This window comes from Ectobacillus sp. (genome assembly GCF_056992975.1).
Map to the genome: position 1 here is coordinate 1 of NZ_JBXKMX010000279.1, position 21676 is coordinate 21676.

The 21676-nt window shown below is 37.0% G+C and carries 19 protein-coding genes and 1 riboswitch; of the genes, 13 read left to right on the forward strand and 6 right to left on the reverse strand.

The window, feature by feature from the left end:
- The coding region (locus AC11ZT_RS12750; RefSeq protein ID WP_484059962.1) for a DoxX family protein at positions 1 to 368 on the reverse strand (368 nt) is incomplete at its 3' end.
- Between the two features lie 284 nt (positions 369 to 652).
- On the opposite strand from AC11ZT_RS12750, the gene AC11ZT_RS12755 reads away from it, so the two are divergent.
- Complete coding sequence (locus AC11ZT_RS12755; RefSeq protein WP_484059963.1) at positions 653 to 2059, forward strand: amino acid permease; 1407 nt, start codon at positions 653 to 655, stop codon at positions 2057 to 2059.
- Positions 2060 to 2142: 83 nt separating this feature from the next.
- Positions 2143 to 2796: an HAD family hydrolase gene (locus AC11ZT_RS12760; protein ID WP_484059964.1), complete on the forward strand. Its 654-nt coding sequence runs from the start codon at positions 2143 to 2145 to the stop codon at positions 2794 to 2796.
- Between the two features lie 61 nt (positions 2797 to 2857).
- Here the strand turns inward: AC11ZT_RS12760 and AC11ZT_RS12765 are convergent, their stop codons facing one another.
- Positions 2858 to 3385 (reverse strand): DoxX family protein, encoded by a 528-nt coding sequence (locus AC11ZT_RS12765; RefSeq protein ID WP_484059965.1) that lies wholly within the window; start codon positions 3383 to 3385, stop codon positions 2858 to 2860.
- 360 nt (positions 3386 to 3745) lie between these two features.
- Between AC11ZT_RS12765 and AC11ZT_RS12770 the strand changes: the two genes are divergently transcribed.
- Positions 3746 to 4279: a flavodoxin domain-containing protein gene (locus AC11ZT_RS12770; RefSeq protein WP_484059966.1), complete on the forward strand. Its 534-nt coding sequence runs from the start codon at positions 3746 to 3748 to the stop codon at positions 4277 to 4279.
- A 38-nt stretch (positions 4280 to 4317) separates the two neighbouring features.
- Here AC11ZT_RS12770 and AC11ZT_RS12775 read toward each other — a convergent pair whose 3' ends face one another.
- Positions 4318 to 5871 carry an HD-GYP domain-containing protein gene (locus AC11ZT_RS12775; protein ID WP_484059967.1) on the reverse strand — a complete coding sequence of 518 codons (1554 nt, stop codon included), beginning with the start codon at positions 5869 to 5871 and terminating at the stop codon, positions 4318 to 4320.
- 336 nt (positions 5872 to 6207) lie between these two features.
- Between AC11ZT_RS12775 and hydA the strand changes: the two genes are divergently transcribed.
- The 3 genes from hydA (at position 6208) to AC11ZT_RS12790 (ending at position 10468) form a co-directional block, all read left to right on the forward strand.
- Positions 6208 to 7629 carry a dihydropyrimidinase gene (hydA, locus tag AC11ZT_RS12780; protein ID WP_484059978.1) on the forward strand — a complete coding sequence of 474 codons (1422 nt, stop codon included), beginning with the start codon at positions 6208 to 6210 and terminating at the stop codon, positions 7627 to 7629.
- A gap of 51 nt (positions 7630 to 7680) precedes the next feature.
- On the forward strand, positions 7681 to 9153 hold the full coding sequence (locus AC11ZT_RS12785) for an NCS1 family nucleobase:cation symporter-1 (protein WP_484059968.1): 1473 nt from the start codon (positions 7681 to 7683) through the stop codon (positions 9151 to 9153).
- Positions 9154 to 9247: 94 nt separating this feature from the next.
- Positions 9248 to 10468, forward strand: a complete 1221-nt coding sequence (locus tag AC11ZT_RS12790; protein WP_484059969.1) for an allantoate amidohydrolase — start codon at positions 9248 to 9250, stop codon at positions 10466 to 10468.
- Between the two features lie 122 nt (positions 10469 to 10590).
- Here the strand turns inward: AC11ZT_RS12790 and AC11ZT_RS12795 are convergent, their stop codons facing one another.
- Positions 10591 to 11076: a QueT transporter family protein gene (locus tag AC11ZT_RS12795; protein ID WP_484059970.1), complete on the reverse strand. Its 486-nt coding sequence runs from the start codon at positions 11074 to 11076 to the stop codon at positions 10591 to 10593.
- A gap of 8 nt (positions 11077 to 11084) precedes the next feature.
- Positions 11085 to 11129, reverse strand: a riboswitch (PreQ1 riboswitch).
- Positions 11130 to 11265: 136 nt separating this feature from the next.
- Positions 11266 to 11676, reverse strand: a complete 411-nt coding sequence (locus AC11ZT_RS12800; protein ID WP_484059971.1) for a DUF2871 family protein — start codon at positions 11674 to 11676, stop codon at positions 11266 to 11268.
- Positions 11677 to 11946: 270 nt separating this feature from the next.
- Here AC11ZT_RS12800 and argC point away from each other — a divergent pair, with 270 nt between their 5' ends.
- The 7 genes from argC to AC11ZT_RS12835 all read left to right on the forward strand — a co-directional run bounded on the left by argC (position 11947) and on the right by AC11ZT_RS12835 (position 21303).
- Positions 11947 to 12891, forward strand: coding sequence for an N-acetyl-gamma-glutamyl-phosphate reductase (argC, locus tag AC11ZT_RS12805; RefSeq protein WP_484059972.1), 945 nt, complete (start codon positions 11947 to 11949; stop codon positions 12889 to 12891).
- 82 nt (positions 12892 to 12973) lie between these two features.
- Complete coding sequence (locus AC11ZT_RS12810; RefSeq protein ID WP_484059973.1) at positions 12974 to 13204, forward strand: excisionase family DNA-binding protein; 231 nt, start codon at positions 12974 to 12976, stop codon at positions 13202 to 13204.
- A 628-nt stretch (positions 13205 to 13832) separates the two neighbouring features.
- Positions 13833 to 15350: a succinyl-CoA:acetate CoA-transferase ScpC gene (scpC, locus tag AC11ZT_RS12815; protein WP_484059974.1), complete on the forward strand. Its 1518-nt coding sequence runs from the start codon at positions 13833 to 13835 to the stop codon at positions 15348 to 15350.
- A gap of 175 nt (positions 15351 to 15525) precedes the next feature.
- On the forward strand, positions 15526 to 16170 hold the full coding sequence (locus tag AC11ZT_RS12820) for a LytTR family DNA-binding domain-containing protein (RefSeq protein ID WP_484059979.1): 645 nt from the start codon (positions 15526 to 15528) through the stop codon (positions 16168 to 16170).
- Positions 16171 to 16295: 125 nt separating this feature from the next.
- Positions 16296 to 17816 carry a succinyl-CoA:acetate CoA-transferase ScpC gene (gene scpC / locus AC11ZT_RS12825; protein ID WP_484059975.1) on the forward strand — a complete coding sequence of 507 codons (1521 nt, stop codon included), beginning with the start codon at positions 16296 to 16298 and terminating at the stop codon, positions 17814 to 17816.
- Between the two features lie 344 nt (positions 17817 to 18160).
- Positions 18161 to 19924 carry a PAS domain S-box protein gene (locus tag AC11ZT_RS12830; RefSeq protein WP_484059976.1) on the forward strand — a complete coding sequence of 588 codons (1764 nt, stop codon included), beginning with the start codon at positions 18161 to 18163 and terminating at the stop codon, positions 19922 to 19924.
- 380 nt (positions 19925 to 20304) lie between these two features.
- Positions 20305 to 21303, forward strand: coding sequence for an ABC transporter substrate-binding protein (locus AC11ZT_RS12835; protein WP_484059977.1), 999 nt, complete (start codon positions 20305 to 20307; stop codon positions 21301 to 21303).
- Between the two features lie 247 nt (positions 21304 to 21550).
- On the opposite strand, the gene AC11ZT_RS12840 is transcribed toward AC11ZT_RS12835, so the two are convergent.
- A partial coding sequence (locus AC11ZT_RS12840) for a pyruvate kinase alpha/beta domain-containing protein (RefSeq protein WP_484059980.1) occupies positions 21551 to 21676 on the reverse strand: 126 nt, incomplete at its 5' end.

Sequence of the window (21676 nt, forward strand, 5' to 3'; positions counted from 1 at the left end):
GGATTTGTACTCGTTGTACCACTAAACATATAAGCAAAGTTCATAACCATTCCAAAGAATACAGCGGTTTTTGGTAGGAAACCAATAATAAGACCTAATCCTACTAATAATTCTCCCCAAGGTACTAAGAAGTTAAATAATCCAACGTTAGGTATAGCAAAATGGGTAAGGAAGCTTGCCCACCAAGCTTGTACAGCAGGATGCGCACCAGTAGCATTCTTAATGGCGCCCTTTAAGAATGAGTTTGCGTCAAATCCACCAGTTAGCTTTTCATATCCTGATGTAATAAATTCGTATCCTACATATAAACGAAATACCAATACTAAAATAGCTGCATACTTATTGTTACGAAGAAATGAAAGAATCATAATAGTGCCTCCTATATTAAATTTAGTAAGGAATTTTTTTATATTTCCTTCTTGTTAGTATGATACTATATATTTTTACAGAAAAGAGGTTCCAAATGTGACGATATTATTGGTTTAGTTTGACAGTAATTTGAACGGATGAATTCACAAAATACCAGATCGATACAACTGGGCATTTGATTCTGCTTAGGGCATACGAAATGGTGTCTTGCGATTATTAAACATAAACAACTTCCAGTTAACAAATACTGTATATAAACAGTTTGCAACTAGGAGGAATTAATATGGAAAAAGGACTTTCTGTGTGGACGATGGCGATGATGGCGTTTGGTACGGTGATTGGTGGTTCGTTTTTTCTAGGAGTTTCGTTAGCTGTGCGAGAAGCAGGCCCTGCTGTAATCATTTCCTTTATCATTGGCGGTGCATTGGTTTATATGATTCTATACTCGCTATCCGAACTGACTGTAGCAGATCCGCAAACAGGATCGTTCCGGACGTATGCGGAGCACGCTTTTGGAAGAGGGACAGGGTTTGTTGTCGGGTGGGTATATTGGACAGGACTTGTTCTTGCGATGTCGAGTGAAGCGACGGCGGTATCGATCTTTATAAAAGGATGGTTTCCTTCTCTTTCCCTGACGTTGATTGGTGCCATCATAATCATCGGGGTAACACTTTTGAATCTCATTGGAACGGAGCGTCTCGGAAAGCTAGAAAGTGCACTTGCTGCGGTAAAGTTGTTTGCTATTGTTGGCTTTGTTATTCTTGGCGCAGCATTAATTACGGGCTGGAATCGAACAAACATAGGTGCAGGCGCTATTCTGAATGAGCCGCTGCTTCCAAATGGTATAGGTGGTATTGCCGGAAGTATGCTAATTGTAATGTTTATCTATGCAGGGTTTGAAGTGATTGGACTAGCCGCATCTGAAGCGCGCAATCCTAAGGTTACCGTGCCGCGGGCGATTCGTTTTACGGTATTTGGTTTAATCGGGTTGTATCTCGCATCTATTATGGTTTTGTTGCCACTCGTTCCAGCAAGAAATCTAACAGGGGATGCGAGTCCATTTGTAGTAGCGCTTACGAGTCATGGGCTCGGCTTTGCCGGAAATGTCATTACGATTGTGTTAGTGACTGCCATTTTGTCTACAATGATTGCTTCGACATTTGGACTGGCTAGAATGCTGCGTTCACTGGCGGCAGAAGGACATGCTCCCTCATGGTTAGAGGGAAGGGGAAATATACCATACAAGGGGATTCTCGTTTCAGGTGCAGCGATGCTTGCAGGACTTGGGCTCGGGCTACTACTTCCAAAGCAGGTATATTTGTTTTTAGTGAGCGCAGGAGGATTTTCACTTTTGTTTACATATATCGTGATTATTGCCTCTCACTTGAAACTTCGCAAGAATAGACAGTGTACGAGTGAAACTATGTGCCAAGTGCCTGGTTATCCTTTTTCCTCCTGGTTTACATTAATCAGTTTGGTAGCTATTGTAGCAAGTATGCCGTTAGTGCCTGAACAAGGAACAGGGCTAGTAGCAGGACTAGCCTTACTTGTTTTTTATACGGCTGTGTATGGGGTCATGAAAGTCAAAGCAGTAGAAAAGAGAAAACAGCCATTTCGATTCGAATCACTAAATATGGAGGCATCCGAAGAGATTTCACCAAAAAGTAACGAAGAAGAGGATGAGAAGTAGTCACCTATTCTTTTTGTTCCGAAACCCATATGAATTTGTTAGTATAGTAAGAAAACATGATGGGTATGGAAAGAGGAAGAAAAATGAATCATTTTGATGTTATACTTTTGGATTTAGACGGCACTATTTCGGATCCGAAAGTTGGGATTGTTACTTCTATTCAATATGCGTTACATAAGATGGGAATTACAGAGAGTGACACCGAAAAGCTAGAACTATTTATTGGCCCGCCTTTAAAGGATTCATTTTCTGAATTCTACGGATTTTCCGATGAGCAATGTAAGGAAGCAATACGGTACTACCGGGAATATTTTACGAAGCAAGGTATGTTTGAAAATGAACTGTATCCTGGATTTCGGGAATTAGTAAGGGACATAAAACAACAGGGGAAGAAAGTATTTGTAGCAACATCTAAGCCTACAGAATTTGCGACCAGTATTCTTAAATATTTTCAAATGGATTCATTGTTTGATGATGTGATTGGAAGTAATTTAGATGGGACTCGTACTTTGAAGGCTGAAGTGATTGCACATATTATTCAAAAGTATCATTTGGACCCTGAATCAATTGTGATGATTGGAGATAGAAAATACGATATAGTTGGAGCGAATGAAAACCATATATCCTCGGTGGCGGTAACGTATGGGTATGGTACGTTAGAAGAATTAACAGCAGCTGCTCCATCCTATATTGCAACGAGTGTTGCTGAATTACATACACTGCTTTTGGCAAAATAATGAGAAAACACCTTCACATTTGAAGGTGTTTTCTCATTATTTATATTCATTAGATTGCTTGTTAAGCTACCTTTTTTGTACCATCGGAATGAGGAGTATTTGGTGCACTTGGAAATTTAGGGAATATATGAATATTATAATGGTTAAGTAAGCCATCAACGCCCCATTTTCCAGCATTAGCACCAGCTAATAAGATAAACATAGAAAGAAGTACTAATTGTGGATTTGTACTCGTTGTACCACTAAACAGATAAGCAAAGTTCATAACCATACCAAAGAATACGGCAGTTCTTGGTAGGAAACCGATAATAAGTCCTAATCCTACTAATAATTCTCCCCATGGTACTAAGAAGTTAAATAAGCCAACATTCGGTAATGCAAAATGTGTTAGGAAGCTTGCCCACCAAGCCTGTACAGCAGGATGTGCGCCAGTAGCTTTCGCAATGCCTCCCTTTAAGAAACCGCTTGCATCAAAACCCCCAGTTAATTTTTCGTACCCAGATGTAATCCATTCGTATCCTACATATAAACGTAATACCAATATTAAAATAGCTGAATACTTATTGTTACGAAGGAATTGAACGACCATTTTCATACACCTCTTTTTTGAGATAGTGAAGAAGTTATGTTCTATCACTTCTTCCCTTTTAGTATATTCCAAAAAATAATGGTAGGATGTCCCATCTGTTACAATCATGTTGACAAAATGTTACAAATTATTGAAAAACATTCTCAAAAGCAGATAGGCTGATTCATTTGTTCCGTTCACGGAAAAGTAAGAAACGTTCATTATGTAATAGAGTGGGAGATGTTACAGTTTAATTAAATAGTAGTAGATTCAAATAGGATGTTCAGACCAAGGTTCTTTACATAATCCGAATTATATGAACGGAATATAGATGGATACGTCTTTATTTGACAACTTAAATGAATGAAAAGGAGAATTCATATGAAAACACTGATTCTATATGGATCTAAGCATGGATGTACAGAACGGTGCAGTTTAAGTTTGGGTGAAAAGGTACATGGGGAAGTAACGATAGTAAAGTATCATAATGAAACCGTACTTGATTTAACATCCTTTGAAACGATTATTATAGGAGGATCGGTATATGGGGGAACGATTCAACAAGAGATAAGTAGTTTTTGCCGAGAGAATCTTCCCGTGTTACTTACGAAACGAGTAGGACTCTTTCTTTGCTCTATGATGAAAGAGGAAAAAGCGCAGATTCAGCTTCAGGTAGCCTTTCCTTCCGTACTTGTAGCACACGCAGTAGCCGTGGAACAGTTTGGAGGCGAGATTCGGTGGAATAATTTGAACTTAATGGAAAAGCTTATGGTGAAGATTGTTGCGAAAACCGAAATGAATCTTTCAAATGAAGAAATAGGAAACGATGTGTCAACCGTTTCCGAGGATAAAATTATTTTATTTGCCGAGCGTATAAATGCAGACTTGGATTCTTCTTCCCTTTCCCCTCAATAGCTCCCATATAATGGTAGCTATTGAGGGGAGCTTCCCCATTACAGATTTTCTGAATGGGAAGGCTCACACACAGGGGGGAGTCTGTCATTAGTTGCGGGATTCTCAAGACTCTCATCTTGCATTAGCTGAACAAATAATCCTGCATAATACGGATCCCACTGCGTTCCTTTTCCAGAATAAATAATGCTTAGCGCTTTATCGCAAGGCATTCCATTACGGTAGGGGCGATTGGATGTCATAGCATCGTATGCATCGGCAACAGCCATTATTCTGCCAAATAGCGGTATATTTTCTCCGCTTAGTCCTTCTGGATATCCCTTCCCGTCGTATCGTTCATGATGATATTTTACACCTGGGAGAAGTGGTTGTAACTCAATTGGTAGATTAATTTGTTCTAATATGTGTGCACCAATCACAGGATGCTGTTTAATTTGGTCGAACTCCTCGTCTGTTAGTTTTCCTTCCTTAAGTAACACTGCATCTTTAATTCCAATTTTCCCAATATCGTGAAGCAGGGCGGATTTTCGCAATAACTCGATTTGTAATGGATCTAAATGTGCTGCTTTCGCTAGTTTTACCGTATATTCAGCTACTCGAATCGAATGTCCAGCTGTATAGGGGTCACGTGCATCTAATGTGGCCGCAAATACGGTGAAGAAGCTTTCGATAAGCATATGTTTTTGATTATCTCGCTTCTGGATGCCTTGTATCATATTATTAAATCCTGAAATAACATATGCAAATTCATCTGAATAGGTATTGTCGATAGGCTGCAGCTTTCCTCTTCTAACTTGTAAAATGTTTTGTTCTAATACATATATAGGTTTTTTTATATTTTCATATAATAGAATACTGCAAAGAGCAGACAGGGCTACGATCATAACAAGAATAATTACGGACCAACTCCAATACCCATCGAGGTTATCGGATGTATGCTGACTTAATTGGACAGTAGAGGCAAGCGTATATAACAAGACCGGAAAAACAGCAATAAATGCAGAACTTAGTAAAAGCTTCTTTCGAATGCTTATGAATTCATGTTTATCAATTTCGAAATATTCATTATATAAATCTTTCGCTAGATGGTTAAGATGCCTGATTAGTGAATGAAGAATCCGCTCTGTTAGAAAAAACTCAATTAAAGCGTGGAGTGTAGCAACCAAAATAGCGCCTATACATGCTAACCCAATGTAATAATAGGGTAGGTGTAATTGACCCGTTTGCACAAAGTAAAACGCTAAAATAGATGCTGGAACGGATAGTCCAAACAAATGTGGAAGCAAAATGCGTCGTACGGTTAATGTTGGTAGCCGATGTGCAGTTGTGAAGGCTTGCTTTATGACGTCTAGTGAAGGAGTAGGACTTAGGAGGGCAACCTTAATCGGATTAATATGATGTTTATAGACAATATATTCAAAAGTATACATCGATAACATGGAAACAAGCATAATGAACAACAAAATGTAATTTTCATTTTGTGAAAGATGAAGAGTATGAAAAATAAAGACACTGCCTACACCAACAACGGCGAGTATAGAGCCTATGATGTAATTGAGTAGTAATTGTTTTTGTAATTTTTTAAAGAGTAACATAATCGTATGCCCCTGTCCCAAGATTATCCTTATAAAAGGTAACATAAAAGATTAATCCTTGTATAGATGAACAAATAAAAATTCACTATTTCATCATAACAATATGGAATCTAATGCCGTGGATCAAACATAATAATCAGAACATTCTAAAATTTAGGTGAGATTATCTTACATAAACTGATACAACATACATGTTATGGAATAAAATGTACCTATTAAACAAGAAACCATAGTGGAAATGGAGGGAAAGATGTCAGTCTCGTTAACACAAGTAAGTGAAATAAGTTCATTTATATGTGAAGTGATTTGAAGAGGAGGAATCTTATCTTGAAGCAGATGATTATCAAAAACGGAATTATTGTAACTGCTGCTGATGTATATAAGGCAGATATTCGAATTAACGGTGAAACGATTGTAGAAATTGCTGATACGATTCATCCGACAATGGAGGATGAAGTAATCTATGCGGATGGAAATTATGTTTTTCCTGGCGGGATTGATGTTCACACTCACTTAGCATGGCCATTTCAAAATACGGGAACAGCAGACGATTTTGAGAGTGGAACGAAGGCTGCCGCAGTTGGGGGAATTACAACTGTGATTAATTTCACAAGTCCAGGGAAAGATCAAACCCTCGTAGAAAATCTACATGAATGGAAGGACAAGGCGAAATTATCTGCGATTGATTACGGCTTTCATACTATTATAAATGGTTATAAGGACAGTTATTTGGAAGAACTGCCGATATTGGCTAACGAAGAAGGTGTGACCTCTATTAAGCTATTTATGGCTTATAAGGGCGAACTAATGGTTAATGATTTGGAAATGTATAAAATTATGAAGCGAGCAGGTGAACTAGGTATTGTTACCAATGTTCACGCTGAAAATGGTGACATCATTGACGAAATGGTAGCAGATAGCCTGGCTCAAGGGAAAACGGAACCTATTTACCATGCCTACACACGTCCCCCAGAACTAGAGGGAGAGGCAACAGGGCGTGCATTGTCAATTGCTGAGGTTGCGAAAGCGCCTGTATACATTGTCCATGTAACGTGCAAAGAAGCGCTTGATCAAATTGAAAGAGCGAAGAAAAGAGGGGTACTCGCTTTTGGTGAGACATGTCCTCAGTACTTAGCATTAGACGAAAGTTACTTAGAGTTGCCAGATTTTGAAGGGGCAAAATATGTATGTTCTCCGCCGCTACGAAAAAAGCATAATCAAGATGCCCTATGGAAAGGAATACAAACAGGAGTCCTTTCTACGTTAGCATCCGATCATTGTCCTTTCTTCTTTGATGGGCAGAAGTCATTAGGGAAGGAAAGCTTTGCTAAAATTCCAAATGGAATTCCTGGACTTGAGGAAATCTATTCGATTGCTTTTCAATATGGTGTTCAAGAAAAACGAATTTCTTTGCAGAAGTTTGTAGAAATTACGAGTGCAGGACCTGCAAAAATATTTGGATTATATCCGAAAAAAGGAACAATCGCTATCGGAGCTGATGCGGATCTAGTCATTGTTGATCCAACTCGTAGCAGAACGCTTAGTCAAAAAACACAGTATACAAACTGTGATTATAACTCCTATGAAGGAACGAAAATCCAAGGTGTTCTTACACATGTTCTATCTCGCGGAAAAATTGTTGCGCATGAAGGAACGTTTACAGGCCAGGTAGGTCATGGAAAATACCAATATCGTAGAAAATTTAATGCTCCTTTAGAAGGCAAGCCATTACAATTTGCAACTAGCACAAAGGAATAATAGAAAATGATTGTGAGATTTTATCTATATTGTAAATAGGGAGGAATTACTTTGAGTTTACTAGCACATGATACGACCGAAATCGTTGATAAAGACCCCTCACTTTATAATGAAGATTTAGCACCTGTTGCAAAAGCAAAAAGAAATTGGAATTGGATTAACTATACGACTGTTTGGATGGGAATGGTTCATAATATCGTAGCCTATGAAACAGCAGGTAGTTTGATAGGATTAGGAATGAGTGTTTGGCAGGCGCTTGCAACCGTAATAGCAGCAAACATCGTTCTGATTATAGCAATGTGGTTAAATGGAGTGGCTGGAGCGAAATATGGAACGCCGTTTCCTGTATTAGTCAGAGCCTCATTTGGTTATAAGGGAGCACATATTCCTGTACTGATTCGAGCATTCGTTGCGATCTTCTGGTTCTCTGTTCAGGCATATGCGGGAAGTAAAGCAGTTGGTGCTATTTTGGGTGCTTTGATACCAGGATGGAATTCTCTTGAACAATACAACATTTTAGGACTAGGGCTAAATGCGGCAATTGCAGTTGCGCTTTTCTGGATTTTACATGCATACATTATTTCTCATGGTATGGAACGTGTTAAATTTTTCGAACTGTGGGCAGGTCCATTAATTATTGTATTAGGTTTAGGACTTGTTATTTGGGCTATTTCAGTATCTAAAGGACTTGGACCATTATTTATGGAACCATCCACGTTAACAGGTTCAAAGTTTTGGGAGACCTTCGCAATTTCTGTAACCGGACTTGTAGGAACATGGGCTACATTAATTTTAAATATTCCCGACTTTACACGTTTCTCTCGTAGTCAGAAAGATCAAATGATTGGCCAGGCTATTGGATTACCCGTTACGGCTATCATTTTTGCAATTATAAGTATTATTACAACTTCAGGAACAATCGTTGCATTTGGTAAACCAATTTGGGATCCAGTGGTTCTCTTACAACAATTCGGAAATCCAGTGGTTTTAATATTAGGTGCATTTGCTCTTCTTATTGCTACTTTATCGGTTAACGTAGCTGCCAATGTTGTTTCACCTGCATATGATCTTGTAAACTTGTTCCCTAAAAAGTTAACCTTCGTGAAGGCAGGACTCATTTCAGTTGTAGCTGCAATCTTTTTCATGCCTTGGCTATGGTTTGATAATGCAGATACAATCTTTAACGTTCTAGGAGCCATAGGCGGAGCACTTGGGCCGGTAGCAGGAATCATGATTGCGGATTTCTTCTTAGTTCGCCGTAGTCAATATGATGTAAGGAGCTTATATAGTAAAACAGGTGAGTATACGTATAACAATGGTTGGAATCCACGAGCATTTGTTGCATTAGCTGTTGGTTTGCTCGTTTCCTTCATTGGATTAATCATTCCTGCGCTGCATGTCCTTTACACCTACTCATGGTTTTTAGGAATCGGCTTTGGGTTTGTAACGTATACATTCCTAATGCGTACAGCTACTAGTAATCTCTCAATAGAGGAAAAATTAAATAATGTTCCGACTCCTTAAGTAATACGCACTGTGAGAAAAGGCATCTTGAAACTTAAGATGCCTTTCTTAGTATAGAAAAGATATGGAATATATGACATGAAGGGGTGGTTGCATGCAACAGCAAAAGATTTTGATTAATGGGGAACGCTTAAAGGATGAATTAGAGCGGTTTGCCGACTATGGTCGTACAAAAAACAATGGTGTAACAAGACTTTCTTTATCAGAAGAAGACCGCCTTGTACGAGACTATTTTTGTTCTTGCTGTGAGGAACTAGGTATGTCCATTAAAGTGGATGATATGGGTTGTATTTATGCAACTCTTCCAGGAATAGAAGATGCGCCTCCTGTTATGATGGGCTCGCATTTGGATTCAGTAAAAAAAGGCGGCCGATTCGATGGAGTATTAGGCGTGGTAGCTGGTTTAGAAGTAGTAAGAACGATTGTAGAGCATAATATTAAGCCGAAGATTCCGATTACCATTATTGATTTTACGAACGAAGAAGGAGCTAGATTTGAACCTTCCATGATGGCTTCAGGAGTTATTTCAGGAAAATTTGAAAAAGATGTGATGATGAAAAAAACAGATCCAGAAGGTATAACTTTTGAACAAGCCTTGCAAGCAAGTGGTTACGCAGGGGAGAGTGATAATCGATTAAAGGATGCTACCGCCTATCTCGAAATGCATATTGAGCAAGGTCCAGTTTTAGAAGCAGAGTCACTTTCGATTGGTGTAGTGGATTGTGTAGTTGGTATGGTCTGCTATGAAATTGAAATTACCGGAGAATCTGATCATGCTGGAACGACTCCAATGAGTATGAGAAAGGATGCACTCTTTACGGCAAATGATATGATAACGGAAATTCGTAGTAAGCTTAGCACGCTTGATCGAGAGTTAGTATATACAATTGGCAGAATGAACGTTCTTCCTAATATTCATACTGTTATACCAAATAAGGTTATTTTTACGCTGGAAGCAAGACATAAAAATCCTGAAGTCATAAGCAAAGTGGAAGAAATGATAATAGGTCTGCAGAGCTCGGAAGGCTGTGACGTGAAAAAGACAAAGCTTTGGGATAGAGAAACGGTTTGGTTTGATAAAGACCTTTGTAATATCTTAGAACAATCTACCCAATTGCTAGGCTATTCTTACAAACGAATAGCAAGCGGCGCAGGACATGATGCCCAGTTTATTGCGAGTTTTATTCCTTCAGCGATGCTTTTTGTCCCAAGTATTAAAGGGAAAAGTCACTGTGAGGAGGAGCTGACACTTTGGGAAGAGTGTGAAAAAGGAGTAAATGTATTATTAGAAACAGTTCTAGCGTTAGAAGCATAATGGTTAGCTTATACTTGAATACTATCTCCGAGGGAGAAGGTCCATGTTCCTTCTCTTTTGTGCTAAAAGGGGGACGTTAATGCAACAAACCCAAGATCCAGTACTGGATCTTGGGTTTGTTCTTACACACGTTTTTCAAAATCGACTCGTTTATTTAACGTATACATAATCGGTACGCCGACAATCATCACAATAAATTCCCCAATTGCGGTTGTTAGCCATGTTAATAAAAATGGCAATTGTAAGGCTAAGTGAAGCTCAGCTGCGATGAGAAACATACTAAAGGTAAATACGAGTGTATTAAAAATCATGCGCTTATATATACTTTTGATGAAGCGTGCCGATACGATTGTAGTAAGAAGGGCAAGAATGGATTGTCCAACTCCAAAAATTAAATCATATAGGGCCATAGGAGAAAAAAATAGATTGGTTAAAAAAACACCAAGGATAATTCCATACACATACTTTTTGTTAAATACAACGAGATGATTGAACATCTCAGAAATTCGAAATTGTATATTAGTAAATCCAAATGGCTGAATAATCGCGGAAACCGCGATATACAAAGCTGCTACAATTCCATTTCCAACAAGGGTTTTCAATTTCATTTTACATTCTCTCCTTAGTTTTTTAGCGTGGGAGGGTTGCGAACCACGTTCAAGTACACACTCGATTTTTAATAGTAAAGGATGATGATGGAATTCGTCAATAAAAAAGTATGCGAAAACAAGGACGAATCCATTGCTATACTTGGATTCGTCCTTGTTTTCATTATAAATTTCTATGGAAGCTTTACATTATTTTTCTGCTTTCACACGATCCTTTAAACATAGAAAAAAGAGGATAAAGCCTATGGAAAGAATAATATGTCCAATTCCGGCAATTCCAGCAATGGCAGCGCCTGTTGTTACACCCATAACTGTTAATGTACCATGAATACCCATCACTACAACGGTAATAACTAAACCAATATTATATATATAATAGAACCAATTGAACAGATCGCTAGAAGATAATGAAAAACTCTTTTCAAATAATAGAACAAGTAAGAACATTAACATGCCTAGCACGAATAAATGTGTGTGTAGAATGGATAGCATTGTTTTTCCAGTGAAATTGTAGGAAACCGTAATTTGTCGATAGTAAAGACCGGCAAGAAGCCCTAAGATGGCGTAAATAAAAGCAGTATTTAGAAGTTTTTTCATCATGATTTTCCTTTCCAAGTTGGAATTTGTAAGAAACGATTACTAGCAAACTAACACATTTCATTTTATAAAAATTCCCTGGTTCAAGCATTCTGCTTCACTATACCTTACGTGTATTTTATTAGTCAAGTTTTGAATAGTTACGTTTTCTAAAACAATGTAGTGATGGATTGAATTTGAACCATAGGAAGAAGTGTTTTAGATTCACTATTGTATTATTATTCATAATTCCGTATTATATTTCATATGAGATAGTTTTTAGGGGGGATTGTTATGAAATATAAAGTATTTGTGGACGGACAAGAAGGAACGACTGGGTTAAAGATCCGTGAATATTTAGCAAAACGCGATGACCTTTCAATTCTAGAAATTGATGCGAGTAAGCGTAAAGATAAAGAAACAAGAAAACTATTATTAAATGAAGCGGATATTGCTTTTCTCTGCTTACCGGACGAAGTGGCAAGAGAATCAGCAACACTTGTTACAAATCCGCATACGAAAATTATTGATGCAAGCACTGCGTTTCGGACAAATGACAACTGGGTATATGGCTTACCTGAATTACATAATAGAAGAGAGAAAATCGCCACATCGAAACGGGTGTCAAATCCAGGCTGTCATGCAACTGCATTTATCCTCTCCATGTATCCATTGGTTCAAAACGGGATTGTACCTCAAGATTATCCAATCTTTGCTCAGTCAATAAGCGGATATAGCGGCGGTGGTAAAAAGCTGATTCAAGCATATGAATCAGAGCAAAAGGAAGAATGGAACAGTCCAAAGCATTATGCCCTTGCTCTGCATCATAAACATCTACCAGAAATGAAGAAAATAGTTGGTCTTTCCTATGATCCTATTTTTACACCAATTGTTGCGAATTATTATAAGGGACTCGCTGTATCCATTGCGCTACACCCACGCATGCTTCAGAAAAAAATGGGTGCTAAGGAAATTCACGAATTGCTGTCCTCCTACTATGAAGGAGAGAAATTTGTTTCTGTTATGCCATATAATAGTGATGCAAACCTCGATAATGGCTTTTTCTCCCTTACAGGATGTAATGATACAAATCGTAGTGAGATATTTGTATTTGGTGAAGAGGATCGTGTATTGCTTCTATGTCGCCTCGATAATTTAGGAAAGGGTGCTTCAGGAGCCGCAATCCAAAATATGAACATTATGCTTGGCTTGGAAGAAGGACTCGGATTGACCTACTAAGACCTTATAAAAGAAGAGGTTGCATTCTTTTCTTTTCCTTGTTACGGTAAAAGTAAGTTAGAAGAGAAAAGGATGAAAGAAGATGTACTTAACAATAGAAGAAGCTGCTGCATATTTAGATGTACCAGAATCGGCTGTAGAAAGTTTAATCCTCCAAAAACGAATTCGCGCCTTGTATGATGGAGAACAATATTTAATCTATAAGGAACAATTCAATACACATTTTGAGCAAATGGAACGATATAAGATGCTGATTGAGGAATTGATGAATGAACCGATTCCAGAGGATATTGATGTGAAGGATGAAGATTAATCACTAGCTAATGCAACTAGAGGCCACTGAAAAAGTTCTCAGTGGCCTTTTATCTGGAAAAATATACAATTTAGGCAGGAGAATTTGGTATAGACATAGAAAGACATACATAGACAACAAGTAAAAAACATTGTAAACTACTATTAGCACTATTTTAATAAGTAAATAGTGCGAATCATTATATATTCTTTATCTTTAGGAAGAAAAACTGGATATTTATTTTTGAAAGCGTTACGATTTAGACAATAGTAAATATTATTGGGTAGTAAGTAGTTTAGAAAAAATGTTCAGTTCATGTTGTTGAAATACACATGGAGGTAATTGTAGTAGAACAGTTGAAAAACGTGTGCTTATTTTATACAAACCCAACCAGACTTACAAATTTCTCTGTAAGAAGGGTAGCATTAGCAAAGAATATTGTAAAATTTTAAACATGCTATTGTACAATCATGAAATTCACGGTTTCAATATTGTATACCTGTACTATAACACACATTTTTTAATAAGGAAACGGTAATTTTTAATTATTGTGAAATTTTTATAACTATTGTGTTGATTTTATCCGAATACTATTTTGTGTATATTCGGTTAGAATAAATGAAAAATAGGAGAGAGAGGGGTTTCAACTATGGATATGAAAGATCGCATTCGTAACAAAGAGTTACTTGACCGCATTGTATCACCGGAAGAAGCGGCATCATGGATTCAAGATGGGATGACATTAGGACTTAGCGGATTTACAAGAGCTGGAGATGCGAAATCTGTTCCTCATGCGTTAGTTAAACGAGCAGAAAAAGAATCCTTTAAAGTGAATGTATTTACAGGAGCATCATTAGGATGCGATACTGATAAAATGTTTGCAGAAGCTGGAATTATAAATAAACGTTTACCGTTCCAAGTCGATAAAACAATGCGTCAAAAAATTAACCAAGGTGATCTTTATTTTGTCGATCAACATTTATCTATAACAGCTGAGTTAATTAGAGCGCATGTGTTAAATAAAATAGACTTTGCAATTTTGGAAGCGGTTGCTATCACAGAAGATGGAATGATTATTCCATCAACAGCTGTTGGTAACAATGCAATATTTGCAGAGGATGCAAAAAATATTATTGTAGAAATTAACATGGCACAACCTTCTTTATTAGAAGGAGTGCATGATATATATTCACCAAAGGCACAAGGGGAACGCGGCCCAATTCCGCTTTCAAAAGTGGACGATCGAATTGGAACAAAAGGAATTGTAGTAGATATTAATAAAATTAAGGGAATTGTTATCACAAATCAACCTGATTCTGCTTCTTTAAATGTACCGCCAGATGAAGAAACGCAAATCATGGCAAATCACTTAATGGATTTTCTACGTAAAGAAGTTAAAGAGGGCCGTTTGCCAGAAACTCTTGCTCCGCTTCAATCCGGTATCGGAAGTGTTGCGAATGCAGTGCTAGATGGATTTATCGAGTCTGAATTCAAAGATTTAGAGGTATACTCTGAAGTATTACAAGATGCTGTATTTAATTTAATTGATGCTGGTAAGGTGCGCTTTGCATCTTGTACCTCAATTACATTATCTCAAGAAAAAATGGATCAAGTATATAATCATTTTGATAAATACCGTGATAAGATCGTAATAAGACCGCAAGAAATTTCAAACTCTCCTGAAGTTGTTCGTCGCGTCGGTACAATTTCTATTAATACTGCATTAGAAGTAGACATTTACGGAAATGTAAATTCAACGCATGTATTAGGAACGAATATGATGAATGGTATTGGTGGATCAGGTGACTTTGCTCGTAATGCGCGTCTAGGCATTTTCGTAACAAAATCAATTGCTAAAGGCGGAAAAATTTCTAGTATCGTTCCGTTTGTTTCACACGTAGATCATACAGAACATGATGTAGATGTCATTGTAACTGAACAAGGATATGCAGACTTGCGCGGTTTAGCACCTAGAGAACGTGTTGAGTTAATTATCGAAAATTGTGTGCATCCAATGTATCGTGCGCAACTAAGAGAATATTATTATGAAGCTCTTACTCGTGGTGGACAAACTCCGCACGTAATCGAAAAGGCACTTTCATGGCACGCAAACTTTGCTAAAAATGGAACAATGCTTTTAGAAAAAACGGAAAATGTTGAAGCATAAGTTTTCTTATATCGCTGGTTAATTTTTAAAAAGGCTACATACATTACCTGTATGTAGCTTTTTTGTATATACATATAGCAAGTACTCTGTATTAAAAATGCTCATAGAAAATATTCGAAAAAAATTGTAAAATTATAAATAATAAATAAACTTATGTAAAGTGAAGGTGTGGATGATGAAAGGTTTTACGATAGAATCTTTATTAGATGTAATAAGTGAATTGCTTTCAGACGAAACATCAATAGCTGTAGCCAACACAAAAGAGTATGTATACTATCGGCCGAGTGATCGGATTAATCTGAAGATTAAGCCAGGCGACCTCGTAAAACAAGGAACAATCACTTATAAAGCTTTAACTACAGGCGAGAAAATTGCTGAGTTTGTGAATCGCGATATATTTGGTGTACCTTACCAAGGACGGGCAGTCCCATTTTATTATGAAGGGGAGCTTGTAGGCTGTGTAACAACCATTTATCCAGCCTTAATTAATGGTAAATCATTTGTGACGGTGAAAGTAAACGATGGATATGTTCCTATATCGCTTCAAAAGGTAATTTATGTGGAGGCAAAGGATAGAAGGACATTTGTATATTCTGAACAGTGTGTAGGAACACATAAATATTCATTGCAGGAATTCGAGTATTTTCTGCCTAAAGATATCTTTATACGCTGTCATCGCTCCTTTATCGTAAATGTAAACTTTATTAAAGAGATTTTTCCGGATATTCATTCTACCTTTATGCTAGTAATGAGAAATGGAGTCAAAATTCCTGTCAGTCAAACTTATTCTAGTTATTTCCGAAAAATACTTGGATTTTGATGTTATTACTGTTTTGAACGTAAAAAACGTTCTTTATCCTTGTTTTTACTAATTGTGTCCGTATTGTTATAATACACGTATGATATCGGTTACAATAGATGAAAAACGGGAGAGAGGGATAAAAAATGGAATATCAAAATCGTATAAGAAATTCACAGTTACTTAATCGTGTTGTCAGTGGCGCAGAAGCTGCTAGTTGGATTAAGAACGGTATGAGTGTTGGGTTTAGTGGATTTACCTCTTCAGGCGATCCTAAAGTAGTCCCTGTAGCCCTAGCAGAACAAGCAAAAAAGTCAGGCGAGCCCTTTAAAATTAATGTTTTTACAGGAGCATCTGTAGGACCAGATATTGATACAGTTTTATCAGAAGCTGGTATCGTTGGTCTACGTCTCCCCTTCCAATCTGATAAAGTAATGCGTAAAGAAATAAATAAAGGAAATATTGAGTATTTGGATACTCATTTATCTGATACAGCGGATATGCTTCGGAATAAAATTATATCTGTAGACATCGCAGTTGTGGAAGCGCTTTCGATAACAGAGGAAGGCTATATCGTACCGACAACTTCTGGAGGAAATAGTTGTATTTTCGTAGAAAATGCTAAAGAAATTATTGTTGAATTAAATATGGCTCAGTCTATTGAACTAGAAGGATTTCATGATGTATACAATCCAGGTCCAAATGAGGGACGTGGACCGATTCCGATAACAGCAGTGGACCAAAGAATCGGGGATCCTTTTATCAAAGTAGATCCTGAAAAAATTAAAGGTATTGTCATAACAAATCAGCAGGATACACCTAAATCTTTAGTAGAACCAGACGAAGATACGAAAATGATTGCTGATCATTTAATCAATTTCTTACGTGAGGAAATAAAGTCTGAGAGATTACCAGAACCATTGCCACCTCTTCAATCAGGTGTTGGCTCTGTTGCAAATGCAGTATTCTATGGTTTCCTACATTCAGAGTTTCATGACTTGACATTGTACTCTGAAGTATTACAGGATGCAGTAATTGACTGTATTGATGCTGGAAAGATTCGTTTTGCATCAGGCGGTGCTTTTACATTATCTCAAAAGAAAATGGATCATGTATTTAGTAATTTAGAAAAATATAAGGATAAAATTGTTTTGCGTCCGCAAGAAATTTCAAACAATCCAGAAGTTGCACGCCGACTTGGGTTAATCACGATAAATACAGCGCTTGAATTTGATATTTACGGAAATGTAAATTCTACTCATGTAATGGGTACAAATATGATGAACGGAATCGGTGGATCTGGAGACTTTACACGAAGTGGCCGTCTTACAATGTTTGTAACAAAGTCCATTGCAAAGGGCGGTAAAATCTCAAGTGTTGTTCCATTTGCATCTCATATCGATCATATTGAACATGATGTAGACGTATTAATTACGGAACAAGGTGTTGCTGATTTACGTGGATTGACTCCAAAACAACGTGCACTTGTTATTATTGAAAATTGTGCGCATCCAATGTATCGTCCGCAATTATTAGAATACTTTAATGAGGCGGTATTCCGTGGAGGTCACACACCACATGTATTAGAAAAAGCGTTTTCTTGGCATGTAAACTATGGTAAGAATGGTACAATGTTAGAAGAGAAAGCGGTTAACGTTGAAGCGTAAACTACTTTAATATAAATAGTAAGAAGCTACACGTCATTATGCGTGTAGCTTTTTTTACATAATCTAGTAATTTTTGCGACTGGCTAGAAGGGAAGAAGCTTATCCATAACGAATACTACTATTCTAATAGTTATTGTTGTCCTTTTTCTAATGTATATATCATCAGTGAAATTTTCCTTTGAATCTTATCAATCACTAGGTAAGATTTTTTCATTTGTATAATTCTACATTTATTTACAAAAATGTAGTTATCAAACTGATATTACATTTGGTAGAATGAAGAATAAGGAAACTGCTTACGAAAGTTTTCCTTTAATAGATACTTTGTGAAAGGAGAATTCTATTTGCTTAATAGGATGAATTACGATAATTACGTAATTATACAACAAAGTATTTTAGACATGCTTAAGGATGGTGTGTTCTGCCTGGATCTTAACGGAAATTTTGCATTTATGAATAAAGAGGCAGAGCGGCTTCTGAAAAGCAACAAAGAGGATCTCATTGGCAAAAGTATATTAAAGGTGAGTAAAGATGCAAAGCGAATATTTTTAAAGTACAACAACACTTTTGAAGAGCAAATGCATATTGAGTTTGAAGAATATTATCGTCCCTTTCGCACTTGGTTTAAAGTTCGAGCGTATCAAGTTCAAGGTTATATCGTGATTCAATTCCAGGATATAACGATAAATAAGAAATTAATTGAAGAAACTCTTTACCATCATAATGCTCTTTTTGAGTATCACCCAGATTTAGTACTGTTAATGAATTTGGAGGGAATGATACTCGACGTTAATCGTAAGTTTGTTGAGCTAACTGGATATGAAGCAGATGAAATGATTATGAACTCTTTTTTCTTACTATGTAATGATGAACAAGCCTCTCAATCTGTGCAAAAGGCCTCACAAGGTGAAAGATTGAACGTGGAGATTTCTATTAAAAAGAAAGATGATAGGTTGCTTGATGTAAATTTGTCACTTAATCCGGTCATTGCAAATCAAGAGATTATTGGTATTTATGGGATTGCGAAGGACTTGACAGAAGTGAAATTCTCAAAAACGGAAATTGCTCGTCTTACGGATTTAAACGAGCTCATTTTGAACTCAGTTGCAGAAGGAATTTACGGAATCGATTTGAAAGGTAACATTATATTCTGGAATTCATCTGCTAGACGAATGACAGGTTTTGTTAAGGAAGAATTCAATAATCATTATCTGCATAATGGTAAAAATCAAACAGATGAAGATGGATTTGCGTCCCTTAATTACTCTTTTCAAAACGAAACAGCAATGCAGGTAGTAGAGGATATTTTCTGGAGAAAAGATGGTACTACGTTTCCGGTAGAATATGCGGCTACACCAATCTGTGAACAAGGTAAAACGGTAGGAACGGTAATTACATTTCGTGATATAAGTGAGCGAAAGAGTGCAGAGGATATGCTGAGACAATCAGAAAAGTTATCAGCTGTTGGTCAACTAGCCGCAGGAATCGCACATGAAATTCGGAATCCACTCACATCTTTAAAGGGATTCTTGCAACTTATGAAGGCGAGTAATAGTCATAAGGCAGAATACTACGAAATTATGAATTCTGAATTTAACCGTATCGAAACGATTTTAAGTGAGCTATTAATGGTCGCCAAGCCGCAAGCTTCTACCTTTACTGTATGTTCCATGAATCAAATCATTCATGAAGTGACGACTCTCTTGGAAGCGCAGGCGCTAATGAAAAATGTTCAAATTGTAAGTAAAGTAGAAGAAACGATTTTCGTATATTGCAATGGTAGTCAGTTGAAGCAGGTGTTTATAAATTTAATTAAAAATGCTATAGAAGCAATGAACAATGGCGGTATCATCTCAACTAGTGTTAAAAAACAAGAACAATATGCTATTATAAAAATTTGCGATCAAGGAAAAGGGATTCCAAAAGACAAGCTTGATCAGTTAGGACGGCCCTTCTTTTCAACCAAGGAAAAAGGAACTGGACTTGGTCTCATGGTTACTTATCAAATCATAGAGAACCATCGAGGGAAAATGGAAGTACAAAGTGAGATGGATGTAGGGACATGCTTTACGATTACGCTTCCTATCGGACGGGAATCCACTTTCTAACCAATGCAAATGTAGGGACGTACATTTCGAGATGAACTAGGCTCTTGCAACATTAGAAATCACTATATTTCGTAAGTTTATGTTGTTTTTGTGAGAAAATCTAAAAAAGGACTGTCCCATCAGTAAATGATGAAACAGTCTTTTTTTGTGGAATAATCTTGAATGGTCAACAAAGTTAGATACCCAAGTGACCTACTGTATGTAGTTCATGGATACGTTTTTGTATGCTACAATGAAATGCATAGAAGAATGGATACAGGGGAGATTTAAGGGAGAAGTGTACAATTTATTCTTCGATAGCCCTTACAGAGGGCTTACTTTGTAGTAGAATAATTTGCAAAGCTTGCTGCACCTTGGATACATAGAAGGGAAGAAAATAAATGAGAAAAGGTATTTTACTAACAATTCTTGCAGTATTTCTATTGTCTATTGTAGGATGTCAATCTGCACCAACGAAGCAGGATACGAGTGGTTTAACAAAGGTCAGAATCGTGTTGGACATGCTTCCTAACACCAATCATACGGGACTTTATGTAGCCAAAACGAAAGAATATTATAAGAGCCAGGGCTTAGACGTAACTATTATTCAACGAGGGAAAAATGAGTCGGTTGAACAAATGTTAGCTTCTGGTAAGGCTGAATTTGGGATTAGCTCTCAACAAAATGTTACTACTGCCCGTGCGGATGAGGTCCCAGTAGTGTCGATTGCTACTATTATGCAGCATAATACAACGGCATTTGCATCTTTAAAGAAAGACAATATTACATCACCAAAGGATTTCGAAGGAAAACGTTATGGCGGAGGGGGAACTCATGCTGAAGAAGCAACCATTGATAGCATTATGAAGCAATATAATGCTAATTATAAAAAAGTTAATAAAGTGCTCCTAGGTCAAACGGACTTTCTGAAATCAATTGGACGTGACGCAAATTTTGAATGGATTTATTACGGTTGGGACGGCATTGAAGCAAAACGTACAGGCGTTGAATTAAATACAATTATGGTAAAGGATTTAAATCCAGTACTAGATACCTATAGTCCTGTGATTGTAACGAGTGAAACCAATGCAGATAAATATAAAGATGTTGTTACGAAATTTATGGCCGCAACTGCCCAGGGCTATGAGTTTGCAATTAAAAATCCAACGGAAGCTGCGGATATTTTAATTCAAAATGTACCAGACATCAACAAAGATCTTGTAAAAGAAAGCCAAAAGTGGGTAAGTACGAAATACCAAGATGACAGTCCGCAGTGGGGTGTGCAGAAGGAAAGTGTTTGGACAAACTATATGAATTTTTTAGTTGATAACCAAGTCATACGTTCACAAATCGAGGTAGACGAAGCATTTACCAACGATTTTCTACCGAAAGCAAAATAGTAATCTTCAATTAGTAGGCATAACGAAATCATTTTAGGAAACAGCGGAATTTTACAAACGTAGGCTACGTATATGAGAACATAAAGTAAGACCACTGAAATAGAAGTATAATTCAGTGGTCTTTTCTTAAATTCGGTTGCTTCCATACATTGCATCATCTCATTGTTTCTCTCCTATCTATTCTACTTATACAGTAAACGATTATTGAGGGAGATGAAATGAATATCACTTCGCTTTGAGATAAAAATTATACAATTTGAATTTTCATCAAATTCGTAGTACCAACTTTTTCAATAGGAACACCAGCTGTAATGATAATGGTATCACCATTTGCAATATGTGCAGCTTTTTTTGCTTCTTCTACTGCTAGCTG